This window comes from Chengkuizengella axinellae (genome assembly GCF_030730905.1).
In the GTDB taxonomy this organism is placed as follows: domain Bacteria; phylum Bacillota; class Bacilli; order Paenibacillales; family KCTC-33759; genus Chengkuizengella; species Chengkuizengella axinellae.
On the sequence record NZ_JAVAMP010000070.1, the window covers coordinates 1 to 295 of the forward strand.

At 35.6% G+C, this 295-nt stretch carries 1 protein-coding gene; it reads right to left on the reverse strand.

What is annotated here, in order from left to right; translation table 11 throughout:
• Positions 1-40 precede the first annotated feature (40 nt).
• Positions 41-295, reverse strand: a 255-nt coding sequence (locus Q5Y73_RS24710; RefSeq protein ID WP_305994583.1) for an integrase core domain-containing protein, incomplete at its 5' end; no start/stop codon positions are given.

The window sequence follows — 295 nt, forward strand, 5'->3', positions numbered from 1 at the left end:
TGACCTGGTCAAGCAAAATTGTAACACTATGTAGAATTTATTAAGCATACCTTGCTTGCATTGGGGTCATCCCACCTAAGGCACTATGTGGGCGTATATGATGGTAATAACCGTAAATATAATCATGGATCAATGTTTGTAACTGCTCATCATTTTCAAAATAATAATGGTGCAAATGTTCATTTTTGAGTTTGCCAAAGAAAGACTCCATCGCAGCATTATCATACGGACATCCAGCTCTACTCATACTTTGTGTAACTCTATTCTTCTTACAAAAATCAATAAAAGCTTTTGC